The 19,561-nt window shown below is 61.8% G+C and carries 20 protein-coding genes and 1 tRNA gene; 6 read left to right on the top strand and 15 right to left on the bottom strand.

Going from position 1 to position 19,561, the window contains the following annotated elements:
- Positions 1-2 precede the first annotated feature (2 nt).
- A complete protein-coding gene (locus G7Y85_RS19645) occupies positions 3-812 on the bottom strand; it encodes an enoyl-CoA hydratase (RefSeq protein ID WP_166261603.1) in 810 nt (269 codons plus the stop codon).
- Between the two features lie 137 nt (positions 813-949).
- Between G7Y85_RS19645 and G7Y85_RS19640 the strand changes: the two genes are divergently transcribed.
- The 4 genes from G7Y85_RS19640 to G7Y85_RS19625 all read left to right on the top strand — a co-directional run bounded on the left by G7Y85_RS19640 (position 950) and on the right by G7Y85_RS19625 (position 5,342).
- Positions 950-2,092: an acyl-CoA dehydrogenase family protein gene (locus G7Y85_RS19640; RefSeq protein WP_166261600.1), complete on the top strand. Its 1,143-nt coding sequence runs from the start codon at positions 950-952 to the stop codon at positions 2,090-2,092.
- A 90-nt stretch (positions 2,093-2,182) separates the two neighbouring features.
- Positions 2,183-3,760, top strand: coding sequence for an AMP-binding protein (locus G7Y85_RS19635; RefSeq protein ID WP_166261596.1), 1,578 nt, complete (start codon positions 2,183-2,185; stop codon positions 3,758-3,760).
- On the top strand, positions 3,757-4,191 hold the full coding sequence (locus G7Y85_RS19630; protein WP_166261593.1) for a Zn-ribbon domain-containing OB-fold protein: 435 nt from the start codon (positions 3,757-3,759) through the stop codon (positions 4,189-4,191). The genes G7Y85_RS19635 and G7Y85_RS19630 overlap by 4 nt, the downstream gene beginning before the upstream one ends.
- A complete protein-coding gene (locus G7Y85_RS19625) occupies positions 4,188-5,342 on the top strand; it encodes a thiolase family protein (RefSeq protein ID WP_166261591.1) in 1,155 nt (384 codons plus the stop codon). The genes G7Y85_RS19630 and G7Y85_RS19625 overlap by 4 nt, the downstream gene beginning before the upstream one ends.
- A gap of 27 nt (positions 5,343-5,369) precedes the next feature.
- On the opposite strand, the gene G7Y85_RS19620 is transcribed toward G7Y85_RS19625, so the two are convergent.
- The 9 genes from G7Y85_RS19620 to G7Y85_RS19580 all read right to left on the bottom strand — a co-directional run bounded on the left by G7Y85_RS19620 (position 5,370) and on the right by G7Y85_RS19580 (position 13,610).
- Entirely contained in the window at positions 5,370-5,648 is a 279-nt protein-coding gene (locus tag G7Y85_RS19620) for a cytochrome C oxidase subunit IV family protein (protein ID WP_166261588.1), read from the bottom strand.
- Positions 5,649-5,656: 8 nt separating this feature from the next.
- Positions 5,657-6,241 carry a cytochrome c oxidase subunit 3 family protein gene (locus G7Y85_RS19615; RefSeq protein ID WP_166261585.1) on the bottom strand — a complete coding sequence of 195 codons (585 nt, stop codon included), beginning with the start codon at positions 6,239-6,241 and terminating at the stop codon, positions 5,657-5,659.
- 17 nt (positions 6,242-6,258) lie between these two features.
- A complete protein-coding gene (locus G7Y85_RS19610) occupies positions 6,259-7,038 on the bottom strand; it encodes an SDR family NAD(P)-dependent oxidoreductase (RefSeq protein ID WP_166261582.1) in 780 nt (259 codons plus the stop codon).
- A gap of 10 nt (positions 7,039-7,048) precedes the next feature.
- Positions 7,049-8,287: an amidohydrolase family protein gene (locus G7Y85_RS20725; protein ID WP_166261579.1), complete on the bottom strand. Its 1,239-nt coding sequence runs from the start codon at positions 8,285-8,287 to the stop codon at positions 7,049-7,051.
- A gap of 231 nt (positions 8,288-8,518) precedes the next feature.
- Positions 8,519-9,604, bottom strand: a complete 1,086-nt coding sequence (locus G7Y85_RS19600; RefSeq protein WP_166261577.1) for an IS5 family transposase — start codon at positions 9,602-9,604, stop codon at positions 8,519-8,521.
- 88 nt (positions 9,605-9,692) lie between these two features.
- The gene (locus G7Y85_RS19595) at positions 9,693-12,047 is read right to left on the bottom strand and encodes a TOTE conflict system archaeo-eukaryotic primase domain-containing protein (protein WP_166261574.1); all 2,355 of its coding nucleotides are present in this window, start codon (positions 12,045-12,047) and stop codon (positions 9,693-9,695) included.
- Between the two features lie 127 nt (positions 12,048-12,174).
- The gene (locus tag G7Y85_RS19590; RefSeq protein WP_166261571.1) at positions 12,175-12,582 is read right to left on the bottom strand and encodes a type II toxin-antitoxin system MqsA family antitoxin; all 408 of its coding nucleotides are present in this window, start codon (positions 12,580-12,582) and stop codon (positions 12,175-12,177) included.
- A gap of 2 nt (positions 12,583-12,584) precedes the next feature.
- Positions 12,585-12,884 carry a type II toxin-antitoxin system MqsR family toxin gene (locus G7Y85_RS19585; RefSeq protein WP_166261568.1) on the bottom strand — a complete coding sequence of 100 codons (300 nt, stop codon included), beginning with the start codon at positions 12,882-12,884 and terminating at the stop codon, positions 12,585-12,587.
- Positions 12,885-13,520: 636 nt separating this feature from the next.
- Positions 13,521-13,610 (bottom strand) — tRNA-Ser (locus tag G7Y85_RS19580).
- 173 nt (positions 13,611-13,783) lie between these two features.
- On the opposite strand from G7Y85_RS19580, the gene mltF reads away from it, so the two are divergent.
- A complete protein-coding gene (mltF, locus tag G7Y85_RS19575; RefSeq protein WP_366515007.1) occupies positions 13,784-15,256 on the top strand; it encodes a membrane-bound lytic murein transglycosylase MltF in 1,473 nt (490 codons plus the stop codon).
- A gap of 201 nt (positions 15,257-15,457) precedes the next feature.
- Here mltF and def read toward each other — a convergent pair whose 3' ends face one another.
- The 4 genes from def to G7Y85_RS19555 are packed head-to-tail and all read right to left on the bottom strand — an operon-like array spanning position 15,458 to position 17,740.
- Complete coding sequence (gene def / locus G7Y85_RS19570; protein WP_166261562.1) at positions 15,458-15,991, bottom strand: peptide deformylase; 534 nt, start codon at positions 15,989-15,991, stop codon at positions 15,458-15,460.
- Complete coding sequence (locus tag G7Y85_RS19565) at positions 15,988-16,314, bottom strand: (2Fe-2S) ferredoxin domain-containing protein (protein WP_174839808.1); 327 nt, start codon at positions 16,312-16,314, stop codon at positions 15,988-15,990. The genes def and G7Y85_RS19565 overlap by 4 nt, the downstream gene beginning before the upstream one ends.
- Positions 16,315-16,325: 11 nt before the next feature.
- The gene (locus G7Y85_RS19560; protein WP_166261556.1) at positions 16,326-16,994 is read right to left on the bottom strand and encodes a putative 2OG-Fe(II) oxygenase; all 669 of its coding nucleotides are present in this window, start codon (positions 16,992-16,994) and stop codon (positions 16,326-16,328) included.
- Positions 16,995-17,017: 23 nt separating this feature from the next.
- The gene (locus G7Y85_RS19555; RefSeq protein ID WP_241696301.1) at positions 17,018-17,740 is read right to left on the bottom strand and encodes a DUF481 domain-containing protein; all 723 of its coding nucleotides are present in this window, start codon (positions 17,738-17,740) and stop codon (positions 17,018-17,020) included.
- A 56-nt stretch (positions 17,741-17,796) separates the two neighbouring features.
- On the opposite strand from G7Y85_RS19555, the gene G7Y85_RS19550 reads away from it, so the two are divergent.
- On the top strand, positions 17,797-19,041 hold the full coding sequence (locus tag G7Y85_RS19550) for a (Fe-S)-binding protein (protein ID WP_166261553.1): 1,245 nt from the start codon (positions 17,797-17,799) through the stop codon (positions 19,039-19,041).
- On the opposite strand, the gene G7Y85_RS19545 is transcribed toward G7Y85_RS19550, so the two are convergent.
- Complete coding sequence (locus tag G7Y85_RS19545; RefSeq protein ID WP_166261551.1) at positions 18,980-19,528, bottom strand: LPS-assembly lipoprotein LptE; 549 nt, start codon at positions 19,526-19,528, stop codon at positions 18,980-18,982. The two genes, G7Y85_RS19550 and G7Y85_RS19545, sit on opposite strands and share 62 nt — an antisense overlap.
- Between the last annotated feature and the right edge of the window lie 33 nt (positions 19,529-19,561).

The raw sequence follows: 19,561 nt of genomic DNA, 5'->3' as shown, positions 1-19,561 counted from the left end.
GTTCAGGAGGAGGCCGCCATCTCCTTGGTCCGAGCGATGGTGGCGCCAAGGCCGAGCGCACGCACGTCCTTGTATTCCTGCGTCGTGTGGCAAAGCTCGTGCGTGTCGAAATGCGCCTGGATGGCGTTGCGAAAGCCTTGCATGTCCGCCGTCCGGTTGAGGGAGCGCTTCAGCATCTTCATGGCAAATGGCGGTGCCTTGGCGATATCGACGGCGAGCGCCAGCGTCTCGCGTTCGAGTTCGGCACGCGCATAGACTCGATTGACCATCCCCATGCGCAGCGCCTCGTCGGCGTACATCTTTCTGCCGGTATATAGAAAGTCCTTGGCCGCTCGCAGTCCAAGCACCCAAGGATGGACCAGGACTTCCGTAGCTGCAGCTGCCAGTGTTCCGCAGACCGGATCGCAAAAAAATGCATCATCGGCGGCCACGACGAGATCGCACATATTCGCCACCATGAAGCCTCCCGAGATGCAGGCACCCTGCACCTGCGCAATGGTCGGCTTCGGAAAATCCCACAACCTGAGGCAGTAGCCCAAATAGCGCTTTTCCTCATAGGCGTAGCGCAGCTCGACGACATCTGGCCTGCCCGTCGCTTCTTTTACATCGTGCCCCGCGGAAAAGTGATCTCCCACGCCGCCAACGATGACCACGCGGACCGAGTCCTCGGCTCCAGCCCATGAAAGGGCATGATCGAGCTCGTCCAGCAACTTCGAGCCCTCGGCATTCCGGCGATCGGGGCGGTTGTGCGAAATCCGCACCACCGGACCCAGTACCTCGCAGGTGATATCGCTATAAACCGCTGTGTTCATCCCGCTCTCCATTGGTCGCACCCCTGATTTGAGCCGCAACTCGGTGTAGTATGCATTCCGTATAGGAAATGTCTATTTCTTATTTTGCATGGCGAGGCGGGACATCGGCCTGCAGCACCGCAAAAGGGAGGAGTGAGGTGGACTTCACGCTGACGGACGAGCAGCGCATGCTGCGGGACTTGGTCGAACGGATCGCTGGCGAGCAAAACCGGTCGGACCCGAGTCGGACGATGGCTGCGATCGGTGGCTTCAATGCCTGCTTTTGGCGAGAACTGGCAGATGTCGGGCTCCTGGCCGCCACACTTCCGGAGAGCTGCGGCGGCTTGGACGCCGGCCCCGTAGCAACCATGCTCATCATGGCGGCCTTCGGCCGGCACCTGGTTCTCTCGCCGTACGTATCGACGGTCGTGTGGGCGGCCGCACTGCTCGCGCGCGCGGGCACGCAAAGCCAGCAGCAGCAGTATCTGCCCCCCATTCTCGACGGCGACGACATATTCGCGCTGGGCTACGGCGAAGGCGAGGACGATTCGGACACTGAGCACATCCAGACCGTCGCGCACCGGAAAGCAGACGGCTACGAAATCGAGGGGCGGAAGTCGCTCGTGCTTGGTGCGCGTTGGAGTCGGCATCTCGTGGTCGTGGCCCGCATATCGGACGAGCAGGCCGATGCGGGTCGCGCCACAGTGGGCGCCTTCATCACCCCGATGGACTCAGAAGGGATCGAGGCACGCCACTACCAAACCATCGATGGCGCGAGCGCTTCCGACATCCGCTTCCGCAAGCTTTTTGTTCCAGCCTCCGCCCGCATCGGTGGCGGAATCGACCTGCGCGACGCCCTCGAACGCATCTGGGATGAAGCAACGGTCGCCTTATGCGCGGACGCGACCGGCTCCATGGAGGCTGCCCTCTCGGCCACCGTGCAGTACGCGCGAACACGAAAGCAATTTGGCAAGCCGATCGGGTCATTCCAGGTGTTGCAGCACCGCATGGTGGACATGCTGCTGGCCCGGGAACAGTCCGCGGCCATTACTCACCGCGCCGCACTCGCGCTCGACGACGCGCTGCCGGCGAGACACCGCGCCGTATCGGCGGCGAAATCACTCGTCGGTCGACATGGACGATTCGTCATGCAGTCGGCGGTTCAGATCCATGGCGGCATCGGCACCACCGACGAGCTTGATGTGAGCCATCATTTTCGGCGCATTGAGATGTTCAATCTGCAACTTGGCACGGTGGACCACCACGTCCAGCGGTACGCCGCCCTGCTCGATCAAGCCTGAGCACCCGCGCTGACCGACAGGATTTATGGTTCTTTTTGTCGAATTATTATTTTATATTTGCAATATCGATCAACTTAGGAGAACTCGTCAATGACCGCGGCCGGCACGGAGCTCTACCAGGGGGCATATCAGCCCCAGATCCTTGTCCACGCCTTGAGCTATGACCTCGACCGACCGCTGATCTACGTCGGCGAACAGGTCATCTCCGCGAGGGCTTTTCGCGATTTGGTCAGCCAGTACCTACAGGCATTGCAATCGCTTGGCCTGGGACGTGGCGCAAAGATTGGCGTTTTGGCCTCCAACCGCCCGGAGGTGCTCTGCATCACCTCGGCCTGCTTACTCGGCGAATTCGTGCTCGTCCCCTTGCATCCGCTGGGCTCGCTTGACGACCACAGCTACCTGATCGCCGATTCAGCGATGGACGCCCTCGTCATCGATGCCCCAGCGTTCGCCGAACGGGGGGCTGCCCTCGCCGAGCTGGCGCCGACGCTGAAGCTGCTGACCCTTGGCCCCGCAAGATCCGGCACCGACCTCGCAGCGCTCGCCACACGCATGCAACCTGCACCGCTGATCGCGCCGCAAACGAACGGCGATGAGCCCTACCGCCTCTCCTACTCGGGCGGCACGACCGGCAAGCCCAAAGCGGTCGTTGGAACCCATCGCATCGGCATTGCGGTCCTCAACATCCAACTGGCGGAGTGGGAGTGGCCGTCACAGATTCGCCAGTTGATGTGCGCCCCGCTCTCCCATGCCGGCGCGGCCATGTTTTTGCCGACGCTTTTGCGTGGTGGCTCCCTTGTCATTCTTCCCGGCTTTGATCCCATCCGCGTGATGGAGGCCATTCAGAAGCACCGCATCACCTGCGCGCTGCTCGTGCCCACGATGATCTATGCGCTGCTTGATCATCCGAGACTCGGCGACTTTGATCTTTCCAGTCTCGAGACCATCTTTTACGGTGCCTCCGCAATGTCGCCAACACGTCTGCGTGAAGGCATTCAGCGGCTTGGCCCAATCTTCTTCCAGTTCTACGGCCAAGTGGAGGCACCGATGACCGTCTGCGTACTCCGACGTGCCGAGCACGATGTCGATAGCCCAGAGCGTCTGGCTTCATGCGGCAGGCCCGTGCCTTGGGTACAAGTCGATCTGCTTGACGATGAAATGCGGCCTGTGCCCCACGGCGAGCCCGGTGAAATCTGTGTGCGTGGCACGCTGGTCATGTCGGGCTATCACCAGCGCCCGGAACAGACGGCCGAGGCATTTGCCGGCGGATGGCTACACACCGGGGACGTCGCCATACGGGACCCGCAAGGCTTTCTTCGTATCGTCGATCGAAAAAAAGACATGATCGTTACCGGCGGATTCAACGTATACCCACGAGAAGTCGAGGATGTGCTCGGCTCACATCCCGCCGTGTCGGCAAATGCCGTCATCGGCATCCCTGATGCACACTGGGGGGAGGCCGTGACGGCCGTTGTCGTACTCCGTCACGGCATGGAGCCTTGTGCCGACGAACTGCGCGCCCTCGTCCGCGAACGCAAAGGTTCCGTGCAGACCCCAAAGTCCATCTTCTTTGTTGATGCCCTACCCCTTACGCCAGTCGGCAAACCCGACAAAAAGGCCCTGCGCGCGCACTACGGCAATCCGCAGCAAAAGGCGGCCGCGGCATGAATGCAGAGATTCCAATCACGCCGCTCGCTGCCACGTCATACCTAGCGTTCGCCGCCGACGGCACCCCCCACCTGGTCGGCAGTCTCTGCGCAGATTGCGGCTGTGTTGCACCGGGTCCGCGAATGGCGTGCGCCGCCTGCTGCGCACGCGGCAGCATGAAATCGATTCGCCTCGCGGAGCGAGGCCGTTTGCATAGCTTCACGATCGTCCACCGTAGCTTTCCTGGCGTCACGACGCCGTTCGTTGCGGCGGTCGTTGAGCTCGACGGCGGCGCGATGTTGAAGGGAACGTTGGTTGACATCGAGCCACGCTGGGAAGCGCTGGCTTTCGATATGCCAGTGCAGATCGTGTTCCGCGACACCGGACAGCGAGCCCCTGACGGTCGAACCTTTATCTCCTACTATTTCTCACTGGCGGCCAGCCCATCATGACGGACGCGTATATCGTCGGAATCGACATGATTCCCTTTGGCCGTTACCCCTCGCGGACCGTTGTCGATCTTGGCACCGAAGCGGCACTGCTTGCGCTGGATGACGCCGGGCTTTCCATCCGCGACATGCAGGCGCTCTATTGTGGGAATCTGCTTGAAGCGCATCTCATGGTTGGCCAACGCATCTTGCGCGAGATCGGGCTGACTGGCATCCCGGTCGTGAACGCTGCGAATGCTTGCGCCACCGGTGCGACCGCGTTCCGCGAGGGCGTGATTGCCATCAAGGCCGGCTTCTATGATCTCGTCCTTGCGGTCGGCGTGGAGCAGATGGGGCGAGGCTTGTTGGGCGGCGGAACGCGCGCAGATGGCTTTGTCGAGGAAGGCGTCCTGGGCTCGTCGACGCTGCCGGCAATTTTTGCGCAGATTGGCATGGATCACTCGCGCAAATACGGAACCACCTTCGAGCAGTTTGCAAAGGTGGCCGTAAAAAATCATCACCACTCAACCATGAATCCGAAGGCCATGAGCCGACGTGAAACGCCGCTTGAGGAGGTGATGTCGTCCGAGATGATCTCGTGGCCGAACACCAAGCTAATGTGCTCAATTAACGTTGACGGCGCGGCCGCCGCCGTGATCGCGTCCGAGCGAGCAGTACGGCGCCTTGGCCTCATGGACCGAGCAGTGCGTATCCGGGCTTCGGAGTTGACGTCCGGACCTTACACGCCGTCCGAATCGGCTCTCCCAGACTTCAACCTCGTTTCGCAGAACTGCGCACAGGCCGCCTATGAGCGCGCGGGACTCGGCCCCAACGATCTCGATCTCGTCGAGCTCCACGACTGTTTCGCTACCGCCGAGATCGTTCACTACGAGAATCTCGGGCTTTGCGCAAATGGTGAGGCGGGCGACTTGATTGACCGCGGCGAGACGACACTCGGCGGGCGCATCCCAGTGAACATGTCCGGCGGACTGCTTTCCAAGGGCCATCCGCTTGGCGCCACTGGCATTGCGAATCTCTACGAAGTCACGCTGCACCTGCGCGGGAACGCAGGCTCCCGGCAGGTACACGGTGCGCGCATCGGTCTCACACATGTGTGCGGGGGCACCTCGGGGCGCGGATCGGCGTGCGCCGTTCACATCCTCGAAAAAGCCTGATGCGGTCTCGACGATCTTGTATCACCGCTACGCCTGGCTGAACCCGGGCTCGACAAAGAGCAGGCTTATCAGCGCTATTGCTGTCGCCGCCAACCAGATATCGCAAACGTGTCGCAATAGGTGGGGAGCGTTCCGAACGCCCATAAATTCGTGCACGACGATCCTCACCTTCAGAAATGCCACGCAGAGAATTGCGGCGCCCTGCGGCGGTGTCATTCCGGCACGTAGTTCGTGACCGTACCAACCGTAGAAGGCGGTCATCACGATCAGGATCAGCCATGCAAATGTCAGTCGCCCCTCGATCATCGTGTCGACTATCGCAGGAGATAGAGCAAGGTAAAAATCATGATCCACAGGACGTCGACCATGTGCCAGTAAGTGGCGCCGCTATCGATAGCGATCAGCGTGCTTTGGCCGGGCGTTCGGCTGGCCCTCGCCATAAACGCCAGAACGATCATTCCGATGACGGTGTGCACGAAGTGCAGCCCCGTCAATACGTAGTAGAAGGAGTAGAACTCGCTCGTGGCCGGCGTGATGCCGGCATTAAGCTTGAGCGTGTACTCCAGCAGCTTGCAGCAGACGAAGAGCGCGCCACAACCGATCCCGAATAGAAGGAAGCGACGCGCTCTTGCGGTGAATTGCCGGTGGAGCGCGTGAACCGCCTGCGCCACGCACCACGAGCTGGTCAGCAAGGTCACGGTGTCGACCAGGCCGAAGCCCGTCGACAACGAGGCCTGCGCCGCGGCGTAGAGCAACGGCTGCTGACCACGGTAGTAGAGATACAGGCAAAACAACACGCTGAAGACTGACATGTCGCCCAGCACGAATACCCAAATGCCGACGTCGCCGGGGATTTTATCCCCGGCATCGGCGTGGGTCGGTGGCGGCTGGTCACCCATCGTGTCGGTCCGCGGCCCTACATGCAGGTATAGCCCCCATCCACTGCCACGGTTGCGCCTGTCACGAACGTTGACGCATCAGACAGCAGCCAGCCGGCCGCTTCCGCAATCTCGATTGGCTGGCCCAGACGACCGATGGGATGGCCGCGCTCAACCGCTCCGCGCACGACCGGATCGTTGCCCATGGCGCCAAGGAGCATCGGGGTCTCGATGCCGCCCGGCACAATTGCGTTAATCCTGATGCCGCGGGCACTGAAGTCGACCGCAGCCGCGCGCGTAAGTCCCACGACACCGTGCTTGCTTGCGACGTAGTCGATGCTATTGGGGAATCCCACGATGCCGGCCCCCGACGATACGTTGACGATCGAGCCGCCGCCTTGGGCCAGCATGTGGCGAACCTGCCATTTCATGCACAAGAAGACACTTGTGAGATTGACGTCGATCATCGTCTGCCACTGCTCGACCGCCAGATCGATCAGCGACGCTCCCCGGCTGCTCATGCCCGCGTTATTCAGTGCGCCGTGCAGGCCGTCAAACTCTGATATCGCAAACTCGACCATGCGTCGCACTTGTGCTTCGTCGGAGACGTCCGTGTGCACGAAAGCCGCTTTGCCGCCCTCGTCGCCGATCGCCTGGACAACTCGCAGACCTCCGGCCTCGTCGATGTCGCCGACAACAACAGCGGCACCTCGTGCAGCCAGCAGCCTTGCACTTGACTCGCCGATTCCGCTTCCGCCGCCGGTGACGACGACGACCTTGCCCCCGAGATCGAGGGCTTTGTAGGGACTCGTGGACATTGTTGGCCCTTCAGTCCGGAAGCACGGCCTTGCCGTTTTCGACGAAGAATTTCCGCAGCGTTGCCTCAGAGTGACCTTCGAGGCTCTTCAGGAAGTTCCCGATCGGATCCTTGCCGCCCTCGTGATGCGGGAAGTCACTGGCGTAACAGTAGACCTCCTCGAGACCGAACTGATCGATGTACTTGCCCACCGGCTCGAATTCGAACGCCATGACCCGCAGGTTCTGCCGCAGGTATTCGGAGGGATCCTTCTTGAGAGGTCGATCCCCCTTGTTTCCCTGGAACGGCGCGTTCTTGTACCAGCGGTCCATGTTCTCGGCCAGCGGGCCGACCCAGTGTGCGGTGAATTCCGCGGTGCCGAACTTCAGATTTGGGTGCCGCTCGAACACGCCGCCGAGAACCATCGTCATGACGTAGTTCTGCACCGCGAGATGAATATTCGAGAGCGTCCACGGATCAAGCGAGAATTCGCCACCGAGCATCCAGCCCTTGAACGCCGGCGCGTCGCGCCAGACCAAGGTCTTCAGGAAGTTCTCGCTGATCGCGATGTGCGCGAGGATGGGCGTGCGCGCTGCGGCGGCCAGCGCCCAGACGCGATCGAGTACGGGGTCTGCAGGCGAGACGCCGCCCGGCGGTGTGTCGGGTGAAATCATGAACTGGCGTACGCCGGCATCGATCAGCCGCTTCATGCGCGCATACAGTTCGTCTGGGGTGTCACCGATCAAAATGGCGGTCGGCCTGACTCGGTCCTGTTCGCGCGATTTGCGCGCACACCAGTCGTTGTAGACGTCGACCATCCGAATCGCATATCCCTTGCGATCATCCGTGATTGACGCAAAGACCGTCGGATCGTCGGCTTTGTTGAGCAGCGCGTGCGCGAAGATCGGCGCGGCGCCAGGGAACATGATCTGACGTTTCACGCCAATGAAGTCGAGCACTTCGATCCGGCGGCCGAGATCCGCAGCGCCGGGTGCGCTTTCCATCTTCAGGTTCCAGACGCTATGCGCGTCGATGGGCGCGTCATCGAGCTGCGGCGGGGGAACTTCCACCACGTCGCCCACCTCGCGCCCAGCCTGCACTGCGGCAATGCGCGCGCAGGCGTCTCGCAGGGGCGCAATCGCCGAGCCAAACTCGTCGACCCAACAACCGATCGGTGTGCACTCGTGGCTGTCGACGTCGTTGATCTGCCCGGAAAATGCCGCCACCGGGCCGGGCAGTTGGTAACAAGCAGAATGATCCGTTGCGTTCACTGTTTCTCTCCTTCGGCCTGAACTTTAGTATGTACTATATAAGTTACAAAGCAATGGAGCAACCAGCACCTCACCATCAGGAGCGGTTAGCAGGCCGGTGAAAAACTCCGCGTCCTCTGAGATTTTCCCGATCCGATGATTTTCGACGCCGGATCAAACGTCGTGGCTGGCGAGCTCGGGGAGCGGGGCTTTCCGAAGGCTCGCCGCCGTGCGGCTGTCCGGCCGCATCGACTACCGCGCTACGGCGTATATCGGCACCAGATTCACCATGCGCGTGAGGTTGTATGCGGCAAAGGCGAGCAGCGCCTGCCCGGACAGGCGGGCCAGACCCTTGTGCCGCGTTTTGCGCAGACCGCCGACGGTTTCGATCCAGCCGAAGGCTTCCTCGATCATCTTCCTGCGGCGCAGGCTCAGGGCGTAGCCCTTGCCACGCGCCGTGCGGCCATCGACGGCACTGCCTTTGTCCTTGCGGGCGATGTGGCCCTTGATCCGGCGGCGGTCGAGCATCTGGATGAAATCCGGCACGTCATAGCCCTTGTCACCAGCAACGGTAGCGCCCGGCTTGAGGCGGCTGCGCACGATCATGCGCTCGGCCGCGACCCACTCGGCACGACCATCGGCCTGCGTGGTCTCGACATCGACGATCAGGCCGTGGCGATTCTCGGCCAGCGCGTGGACCAGATAGCGCAGCCTGGCTTCGGCGTATTCGCCCTTCTTGTAGAGCCGGGCTTCGGGATCGGTGAGGCTGCGGTGCGTTTGGTTGCTGCGCTTCTCGCCCTTGAAGTCAACCGGCGCATTGCGCCCACCGGGCCGGCCCGAGCCGTCGTCGTCCTTGCGTACAAAACTCTTGTGGCTGGCCCACGCCTCGATCATCGAGCCATCGACGCTGAAGTGCTCGTCCGACGTCAGTTTTTGCCACTGGGCCAGGACCAGCACGCGCTGGAAGAACGCCCGCGCCATGTCCGTATCCAGCAGCCGGTCCCGGTTGGCGCTGAACACCGCGCGATCCCAGATCGCATCATCCATCTGCAAGCCAACGAACCAGCGGAACAGCAGGTTGTAGTCGAGCTGCTCCATCAGCATCCGCTCGCTGCGGATCGTGAACAGCACCTGCAGCAGCAGCGCACGCAGCAACTGCTCCGGCGGAATCGACGGACGCCCGGTATGCGAGTACCGCGCGTCGAACTGCGCGCTCATGCTCGACAAAATCCCGTCCACCAGCGGCCGCATCAGGCGCAGCGGATGGTCTTCCGGGATTCGCTTCTCAAGGCTCACGTAGCTGAACATCGCAAACTGGCTGCTGTCGGGGCCACGCATCGTGATGATCAAACTCGTAAAGAATTTCGATGCACTACCGATGCACTTCTCGTGTCAGATCAGTGGGCCGGAGTTTTTCACCAGCCTGCTAACCCATACCGCCTGAATCTGCATTACCGATCCGATATCCCATCGCTCGATATCCGCGTTGCCGCTTTCCCCACATTCTCAGCAGCGCCGGATGGCCAACATCCACAAAGTCGATGATTCGCACGTTGACCTTGTCGCTGTGCTCGCGGTGAAGACGGCCGGCATACTGCTGGAGAGTTCCCTTCCACGATACCGGCATCGCAAGAACCAGTGTATCCAGCGGCGGATGATCGAACCCCTCGCCCACCAGCTTTCCGGTCGCCAGCAACACGCGAGGTGTGGCGGGCGGCAGCGCGTCTAATGTCGCAATCAGGGTAGCGCGCTGCCTCTTCGACATGCGCCCGTGCAACAGAAACGCGTCCGGGACATCGGCCCTGATCGCGCTCTGAAGGACATCGAGATGCTCGGTTCTCTCCGTAAGCACGAGGACCTTGCGGCCTTGGCGGAATGCATCGCAAATCTCGCGCGCAATGGCGTCCGTTCTGGATTGATCGCTGGCAAGATGGCGAAACACATCCTGGATACCCGCATCGGGCAGATCGATACGAGCCTCGCGCAGGCGGGGAACGATTGCCAGATCACGCGGCGCATTGATCGGCTGAGCCGCCATGTGCCGAATCGGACCGCACTGCATAAAGATGATCGGCTGTTGACCGTCGCGGCGCATGGGAGTCGCGGTCAGCCCCATAACGTATCTGGCTTTCACGCGCCGCAGGATTGCGTCGAACGACGAGGCGCCGACGTGGTGGCATTCGTCCACGATCACCTGTCCGTAGCCCTCAACGAGCGGATTGATTTCGCCTTTTCTGGACAAGGCCTGCATCACCGCGATGTCGATCTTCCCCGTTCGCTTGGACTTGCCTCCGCCAATGACCCCAATCATGTCCTTGCCTGCGCCTAGGAATGCGACAAGACGTTCCTGCCACTGCTTGAGCAGCTCTGTTCGATGGACCAGAATCAAGGTGTTCACACCGCGCCGGGCGATCATCGCCGCGGCAGTGATGGTTTTCCCGAACGCCGTCGGCGCGCATAGGACACCGGCATCATGGTGCAGCATCGCAACCGCGGCGGCCTCTTGATCGGGACGAAGTGTGCCGACGAAGTGTAGATCGATCGCACCGCCGTCGATTCGCTCCTCGCGCACGTCCATACGGATACGGTAGCTGTCCAGCAATTCAGCGGCAGCATCGAAGCAGCCGCGAGGTAGCGCGATATGCTGCGGATAATTTTCCGCACAACCAATAACGCGCGGCTTGTTCCAGACAGACATCCGCATCGCCTGCGCACGATAAAACTCAGGATTCTGAAACGCCGCCAATCGAATCAGCCGATTCGCCAGCGACTGCGGCAGCTGCGCCTTCTCGAAGTAGACCTGATTCGCCAGGGTCACCGTCAGTGCCGACGGCATCTCACCCTTCAGTCGCTGGGCGGACGTGCTATCGCGCTTCCACGGTGTTGCCAGATCCTCGTCATCAATGAAGGTGACGTCCAGCGGGTGCGTTCCCCCGGTCGCTCTCAGAATAGCGGACTCCAGATCGGCGACCCGAATCGACTCGATGCTCGCCAGAAACGCCCATTGATCCGGGTATGGTCGCAACTCCTGGTCGACGAAGACGCTGAAGCCATCCTCACGGGGTCGCTTCTGCAGCGGCAGGGCAATCAGATTGCCAAAGCCACCCTTGGGCATGGTGTCTTGGTTGGGAAACAAGCGATCGTACGACCCCAGCTTCAACTGGCGCGTGCGTGCGCAGGTATGGCTGATGATGGCTGCCCCCAGTCGACGGGCATCTCGCGCAGGCACCCTGGTGGAGAAGAAAAGCCATGCGTGTGCGCCCTTGCCCGATCTCGAAATCTCCAGCGCTACAGGAATGGTCAGTTCACTGCAGGACTGGGCGAAGGCGCGCGCGTCGTCACGCCACTCGGCTTCGTCGAAATCGACGGCGAGGAAATGGCAGGTGTCGTCCTCAAGCAAGGGATAGACACCGACCGTATGATCCCCCGCCAAGTGCTTGAAGATGACCCCGTCACTCAGCGGCAGCAGCGATCGATGCCCGCAATCGCTGCACTTGATGCGCGGCTTCTCGCAGATGCCGGCGCGCCATTCGTTTGCACAGGCCGGCGCGTAGCCGGACTTCCCGCTCGTCTTTCCTTCCCAGCGGATGGGATAGACATCCGTCCGCCCCCGAAAAAGCCTGCGAAATAGTGCCACCTTCTCCTGAGTGGAAAGCGACTGCGTTTCGGTGGCCTTCGGCGCAACGGGGACGGGCGGCAGCTTCCACGCGATTCCATTCGCTTCCAGAAGCGCCATCAATCGAGCATTTTCCGCTCGAAGACTGGCGATTTCATCATTCATTCTCCCAACCACATCCCTGTTGGATCGATCGAATATACGACCCACGAGCATCGCCAGATGCTCATGCGAGCAGATCGTCTAATGGCGGGGCCGCAAGCCATGCGCATCCGCACCCGTACGGCGCACATCAGCCCAGGCGAAGCTCCTTAAGCAGTTCAGGATGCTTGTCGAGCAGTCGGAACAGATTGACGACTGCCGCCATCGGCTTGGCTTCGCCGCGCTCGTAACGCGAAAACGCGTTATGCCCACCTCCCGTCAGTTTGGCGGCATCGGCTTGCGTCAGCCTCAACTTCTTGCGGACGCGGGTCAGGGACTGGCGATTGCGCGCGTCCAGCTTTTGAAGCGCAGCGTCGAAACGCGCGGCACTGTCCTTGTCTATGAATTCCACCTCGCCGCAGTGAGGGCAATGCCAACCAGTGACGTCCGGAACGGACTCCGACAGGCCGTACAGCCGCGCCGTCGCCGTCTGCGTCGCGAATTTCATGTCCGCCTGCTCGCAGTTCAGGCACGGATGCCGAGTGACTTTCTTGCTCATGGCTACAATCTCTTGAACGAAATGACGACACTGCCGTCACGCAAGGTGAACTTCACGTAGGCCATGCCCGCAGGCGTCGGCGCGTGATAGACGTCCTGCCAGAGCTTGTGGTCCACCAGGGTCGTCATGCTCTTGTAGAACGCACGAGACTCCAGGTCAGCGATGACCAGCAGCGCCTGTTCCAAACTCAGGCCCATCTCCATGACACCCGTGCGCGCACTGGCTGTGAACGCCAATTCGCGATGCTGAGCCACGGCGGTCCTGATCAGCTCTAGGCGGTAATGAGGCCTACGCTTCTCCATGCTTCAATATACCCTATAAGGGTAATGGTTGCACCTTTTGGCGGATCCTCGAAACGGCGGCGCCACGCCAGATTGACGGCAGCCTAGCCTCTCCATTCGATACTCGGCCTGTGTAGCGGGAAGTAGCCAACTGTGCATCCTTGCGGCAGACACTATAAGGGCTGCTTATCGTCGGTACGCTTCGATGTCGCAGACCCGATCAGCGCATCAGCGCATCAGCGCGACGATAGAGCGGAAGTGAGGCGCCGGGAGAATTATCTTTGATCGGCGAATATCTGATTAATGATCTCCGCAACGATCTGCAGTGTTCCGACACTGCTACTCGACAAGGTCGTCGATCCGTGGCCGAGATTGTTGCGCAGCTCCGGAATAGACCGAAGTAGCGGCGAGACATCCATCGTTTCCAGCTCGGCTGCAATTTCAGCTTCGCTGGGAGATCTCACTACCGCCTCGTCGCCAGGCTGCAGTCCGCGAATACTCTCTCGCGTGATGTTGTCCGAAGCCCGAACAGCGGCCAAGCGGCGCATCGCAGAAAAGCTCGCCGCAGATATCTTCTGTTTCTTTGGACGTAAAAAGCCCGCACATGGCGGGCTTTTTTGCCGAAGTCCTCCAGATTTTCACCTGGCGACCACTTGTTGGCGGAGAGGGAGGGATTCGAACCCCCGGTACGTTTTCACGTACGCCTGATTTCGAGTCAGGTACATTCAACCACTCTGCCACCTCTCCGTGGACTGTCTGGCTGCGGACCGGCCCAACGGTGTCCGGCCGGCCTTGCGCGCGGCGGTGACGAAACTGTTGTGCTAGCTTGGCGTCCAAGGGCCGCTGTGCCAAGACCGCTATTTTAGATGAACCTGGCCGCGACGCCTACTCCCCGTGACAAAGAAAACCGCCCAACCCGGGTGGGACGGGCGAGGCTGCTGTTTCTGATCGGCCTGTTCGGGCTGTTTTCGGTGCTAGGCACCTGCTCGCCGCGACAGTCGACGCTCGCTGAAGTGCGTGCGCTCGGCGTGCTGCGCGTGGCGACGGTCAACAGCCCGACGGCGTACTACATCGGCCAGGACGGCGATCCGACCGGTTTCGAGTATGACCTGGCGAAGGCTTTTGCCGACCAGCTCGGGGTCAAGCTCGAACTGGTGGTCGCGGCCAATCCGCCGGCCGCAGTGGAAATGGTGCGTGCCGGCGTGGTCCACATGGCGGCGGCAAGCATCACCGAAACGGCCGGCCGCAAGAAACTGGTGCGCTTCTCACGCCCGCTGCTGAAGGTGGTTCCCGAACTGGTTTACCGGCTTGGCCAGCCAAGGCCCGAAAACCTGGGGGATCTGCATGGCGTCCTGCGTGTCGTCAAGGACAGTACACCGGTCGAGACCCTGCAATCGCTGCAGGCCTCGCGCTACCCGCAACTGAAATGGGCGGAGACCAACGAAGACGTTGCCGAAGAACTGCTGTACCAGGTCTCGCAGGGCACGCTGGACTACACCATCGTCAATTCCGACCTGCTCGAAATCAACCAGCGTTACTACCCGAATCTGCGCACCGCGTTCACGGTTTCCGATGCGCTCGATGTGGCGTGGGCATTCCGCGCCGGCAAGGACACCAGCCTGACCAATGCCGCCGCCAAATTCTTCGACGCCTTGGGCAACGAGGAGTTGGCGCGGATCAAGGACCGCTATTTCGGTCACGTCGATCAGGTCGATTCGCAGGGCGCGCTGGCGCTGGCGACGCACGTCGATACTCGCCTCAAGCGTTATCGCGCGGCTTTCGAGCAGGCCGGCGACAAGAACGATCTGGACTGGCGCCTGCTGGCGGCCATCGGCTATCAGGAATCGCACTGGGACGCCGACGCCACCAGTCCGACCGGCGTGCGCGGCATCATGATGCTGACCAACGACACGGCTGCGTTCCTCAAGGTTGATGATCGCGAAGATCCGGCGCAGAGCATTTCCGGCGGCGCGCGGTATTTCAAGCAGATTGCCGACCAGCTTCCGGTCGACATTCCGGAGCCCGACCGCACCTGGATGGCGCTGGCGGCGTACAACATGGGCGTCGGCCATCTGATCGACGCACGCGCACTGACCGAAAAGCTGGGAGGCAACCCGAACCGCTGGCTCGACGTGCGCCGCACGCTGCCGTTGCTGTCACAGAGCCGGTGGTACGCGCAAACCCGCCATGGCTATGCACGCGGCCATCAGGCCGTGATCTACGTCGGCAACATTCGCTCGTATTACGACATGCTGGTGTGGATCACGCGCGACAAGGACGCGACACCCAAGACCGCGCTGGAAGCCGCCGAAGAACAAAAGCAGGAGACCGAGCCGGATGATGACAAGCCGGACGACAGCAGCCCGCTGAACATCAATTCGCCGGTGCTCTAGCGGCCGCCGGAGCACACCTTGGCGGAGTCCTGGCGTTCGCCATGGCTGCGGCCTCGCAAAGACGGACGTGCAGAAGGCTTTTGCCAAGCGTCGGCACCGGCGCCAGGCCCCGCGATCCGACCAGCGACAGCAGCCGGCATCCGGCCGGCAACAGGCACGGCGACAGCTTCACGTCCCACAAATCACTGCCAGCATCGCGCTTCAGTCGTCGCCTCGCGCCGTCAATCCCGGAAACAGCACGTCGGTATATCCGAAACGCGTGAAGTCGCGCACGCGCATCGGATACAGCACGCCATCGAGGTGGTCGCATTCGTGCTGGACCACACGGGCATGAAATCCGTCCGCATGCCGTTCGATCAGCTTGCCCGCCGGATCAAACCCGCGGTAGTGGAGTTGCCGGTAGCGCGGCACCACACCACGCAGGCCCGGCACCGACAGACAGCCCTCCCATCCCTCCTCCATTTCGTCGGACAGGGGCGTCAACTGCGGGTTGATCAACACGGTTTCGGGCACGGGTGGCGCGTCCGGATAGCGCTCGCTGTGCTGGAAGCCGAAGATCACAACGCGCAGATCGACGCCGATCTGCGGCGCCGCAAGTCCCGCACCGTGGAGATGGCGCATGGTGTCGAACAGATCGGCAATCAACGCCTGCAGCTCTGGCGTGCCGAAGTCCTGCACCGCTTGCGCAATGCGCAGCAGGCGCGGATCCCCCATCTTCAGCACGTCGCGAATCACGCGCGATCCTTGAGCCGCAGACGCTCGACGATCCGGCCCTGCTGCAGATGCTGCTCGACGATCTCGTCGACGTCTTCTTCATCCACATAGGTGTACCAGACACCTGCCGGATAGACGACGACACAGGGGCCTTCTTCGCAGCGGTCGAGGCACCCGGACTGGTTGATGCGCACCTTGCCCGGGCCCGCCAGCCCGAGCGCCTTGACGCGCTGCTTGGCGTAGTCGCGAACCCGGTCTGCGCCCTTGTCGGCGCAACAAGTGCGCTCGCCCGGCGGGCGGCGGTTGCAGCAGAAGAACACGTGATGCTGGTAGTACGTGGACATATCCGAGTCGCTCATTTCTTCGAGGGCATCGCCCCCTCCAGACGAAACCAGGCGTTGAACGCAACTGTGATCCGCTCCCCAGGGCCGTGGAACGGCATCACCTGATGCAAGAGCCACGACGGGAAAATGATCAGCTGCCCCGGCCGGAGCCGAAACATCCTGCCTGCCGTACTGTACGGAGGGCGAAGGTTCGCGGCCGCCATGTCGAGGTACATCGCAGACATGGGGTTCGGATGCTGGAAATTGAGCATGCCGCTTTCCGGGTGCGCCTCCGAGTCGCCACCGTCGTCGACGCAGTAAACGCCCGACCATGACGCCATCGGATGGTTGTGTATCCCGAAGTAACCTCCCTTTCGAGTGACGTGAAACCACGCGTCGGCGTTGATGTGCAGACGACGCAGCACTTCAGTGTCATATCCGTTCAGCTCACCGATCAGGCCGTACAGCGTTGACCAGCAGAAATCGCGCAGCCGGGCAATGCAGGGCTCACTCCAGTCGAAAAGTCGGAACGTGCTCTCGAACAGCCCGGGATTGATCTTCATCGTCGCGCCCGGATTTCCGTAGTGCTCCTGACCTTCACGAGCAAGGAAAAGCTGCCTCAACGCACGATTCAGCTCTCCATGATCCGGGTGATCAATCAGAAGTGAAGGCACCGCGAACATGGGATTGATACGTGCCATAAAGCCGACTCCGACCGCCCGCCTCAGGTCTTGTCCTTGCCGAATTCGTAGCTGACGGTCACCGCGGCCTCGGTGTCGGTCTTCCTCGTGTCCGGTGCGGACTGCGTGTTGTTCTTGATCGTATACGACAGGTTCGTGAACAAGCTGCCGACGATCTGCAGTTTCAGTGCGGTAGCCGATTCGCTGTAGGTGTTGCTGTTTCCGGATTCGATCTTCAGCGCCTCGGTCAACGAGGTCGTCTGCGTGATCGCCCAGCGATATTTGAGCGCACCGCGCCCGATGAATTCGTCGTCGCGTTGTCGGGGAACGTCGTTGGTCTGCTGCTGGCGCGCACCGAGGCCGACTTCCAGATCAAGAAAATGTACGGGGCCGATCAGCAGATGACGGCCGTAACCCGTGGTCTCCGAGGTCCGCTCGCGAATCGCGGCAAACAGATCCTTGTTCCATTCGACCGCGCCGAATGCGTAATCGCGCGGCGTGAAGTTGTAGTCGAGCTGCTCGTTGGCGGTATAGCTTTCCGCCGAACTCTCGTTGTCCGCATAGGTATTGATCGCCGACGCGCCGAACGTGTTCTTCCACCGCTCCTGTGCGTAGACCAGACTGAATTTGCCGTTCAACGAACTCGTTTTCGAATTGCCGGTGGTTGCGAGATAGCCGACGGCAACGTCGCCGGACCACGGGGCGGCCCGCGCCATTGCCGGCAACAAGCCAAGAACTGCGAGCACGGTGAAACCTTTCACATTCATCACTGGGTACTAACTCCGATTGGGGGACAAAAGGGAAGCGACTATTATTGGCGCCGATGCCTGAATCGCAAGCTGCTGCCCTGTTTCCACTCGCCAAGGCGGACCTTTGCGTGAAGTGCGGGCTGTGCCTGCCGCATTGTCCGACCTATCAGGAAACCCGCCACGAAGCCGAGTCGCCGCGCGGCCGCATCATGCTGATGCAGGGTCTGGCCAGCGGCATGATCGAAGACTCGGCACCGCTGCAGGCGCACCTTGATCGGTGCCTTGGCTGCCGCAGCTGCGAGCGGGTCTGTCCGGCCAAGGTCCCGTATGGGGAATTGATCGATGCCGGTCGGGCGATGCTGGTCGCGCGCCGCGGCTCCGCGCCGCGTCTGACGCGCTGGCTCGCACCGTGGCTGACATCGGCAGGCTTGCGCCGCGTCGCCCGCACGCTGCTGGCGATCTATCAGCGCAGCGGCCTGCAAGGCCTCGTGGCCCTCGGCAAGCCGTGGCGGATGGGTCGCGTCGGCCGTTTGGCTTCGCTGATACCGCAGCGCTCGCAGGCGATCGCCGTCGGCAACTGGCGAGTGCAGGCTCGGCGGCAACCCGTGCAGTTGTTCGGCGGTTGCGTCGGCGATATCGCCGACAGCGCGACACTGAAGCTCATCAAAGAGCTGCTCGAACGATGCGGTTTCGAGGTGCAGACACCGTCGTCGCAAACCTGCTGCGGGGCGCTGCACCAGCACGCCGGCGTGCAAGATCAAGCCAGACAGCTGGTCGCGCGGAATGTCAGGGCGTTTTCCGGCAACGCGCCGATTCTCTACGCAGCCAGCGGTTGCGGCGCAACGCTCAAGGAATATGCACTGATCGCCCAGGGCGACGGCGAAGCAGCAGCGATGGCCGGGCGTGTCGCGGACCCGCATCGTTTTCTGCTGGATCACTGGCCGTCCGCTGTCTCCTTGCGCGAGCTCGACGCGAAAATCGCCGTGCATCTGCCATGCACACAGCGCAATGTCACGGGTGACGGCGAAGCGGTGAGCGCGCTTTTGCGCAAGATTCCCGGAGCGCGCGTAGAGCCTCTGGATCTGCAGCACAATTGCTGCGGCGCCGCCGGCACCTACTTCGTGTCGCAGCCCGAGATGGCCGATCGCCTGCTCGAGCACAAGCTCGACGCACTGGCTGCGGCGCAACCCGACATCCTCGTGAGCAGCAACATCGGCTGCAGCCTGCACATTGCCGCCGGCCTGCGCCGGCGAGGCCTCAGGGTACCGGTGCTGCACCCTCTGGCGTTGCTGGCGCAACAGTGGCCGAGTGATATGTGAGCGCGGCATCAATGCGCAGCATCAGCAGTTCCGCCAGCTGGCTCTGAATGAATTCTCGAAGGCGCTGTTCTTCCGCCTCCTTCGCGAGCACCTGTTCCGGTTCAAAGCTGTAGTCGCGCGTGGCGACGAGATCGCCCGGCGTGACCAGAGTGTGCGGACCGCGAAACACTTCGTAGTGCACCCGCGTCAGCAGTCGGAATTCCACCGCCTTGCCATCGGTGCCGAGCGACAACACCTCGCGACTCTCGCGCAGGCTCGACAAACGGATCGTCGTCACATCCGCCGACGGGTCTTTCGCAACCTCGGCGCCGCGGCGCTGCAGAATCGCGCGCAGCTGCGTCTCGATCGGCGGTTCAGTGACGGAATACGGAATCGTCGTGTCGAGATAGACCTTCTTCAGATCGTCCGACAACGGCTTGCCGCCAGCAAGGTGGAAGCCGCAGGCCGACAGCAGCAAAAGCACGGGAAGAATCAGGAATGCGCGCACGGCCGTTCCATATCACGAGTGAACGCCATTGTA

Source organism: Solimonas terrae (genome assembly GCF_011067135.1).
Lineage (GTDB): Bacteria > Pseudomonadota > Gammaproteobacteria > Nevskiales > Nevskiaceae > Solimonas > Solimonas terrae.
Note: the sequence above shows the minus strand (reverse complement) of the source record. Positions and strands in the feature narration are given on the sequence as shown.